The sequence below is a fragment of the Psychrobacter sp. ANT_H3 genome, assembly GCF_027919975.1.
GTDB classification, from domain to species: domain Bacteria; phylum Pseudomonadota; class Gammaproteobacteria; order Pseudomonadales; family Moraxellaceae; genus Psychrobacter; species Psychrobacter maritimus.
Genome location: NZ_JAQISM010000061.1, coordinates 1 through 527, shown reverse-complemented (window position 1 = coordinate 527; position 527 = coordinate 1). Strand labels below are relative to the sequence as shown.

The following is a 527-nucleotide window of genomic DNA, read 5'->3' as shown; positions in this document are numbered from 1 at the left end:
ACTATTTCACCCACTAATTTAACGAGAAGGTTAAGGATGACTATAAATAATGACGTATTACGTGAACGCATCAGCTTATTAGGCTCATTCCTAGGAGATGCGGTTTCTCGCCAGACGGGCGAAGAAACACTTAATACGATTGAAACCCTGCGTAAAGGTTTTATTCAACAACGCCGTGAGCCTAACGAAGCGAACAAACAACAACTCATCGACTTCATCGCCTCGTTAGATAATCGAACCTTAAAAAATGTCATCCGCAGCTTTTCTATCTATTTCTTTTTAGCAAATCTAAGTGAGGAAAATTACTTACGCGAGCAGCGTCATGCCTTGCGTATGCAATCCGATCAAAGCTGGGAAGGCTCGTTTCGTCGTACTTTACTAGAGTGTCGTGAGCGCAATATTGCACCTGCCCAAATGCAAGAGCTGATTGAGCAGCTGAAATTTATACCCGTATTTACCGCCCATCCTACTGAAGCGCGCCGCCGTACGACCATGAATCTATTGCAGAGTCTATTTACTCATAGCGA

The 527-nt window shown here is 43.6% G+C and carries 1 protein-coding gene; it reads left to right on the top strand.

Translation table 11 applies throughout. The annotated features are described in order from the left end of the window. Positions 1-36: 36 nt before the first annotated feature. On the top strand, positions 37-527 hold a 491-nt coding region (locus PG901_RS13610; RefSeq protein ID WP_271134704.1), incomplete at its 3' end, for a phosphoenolpyruvate carboxylase.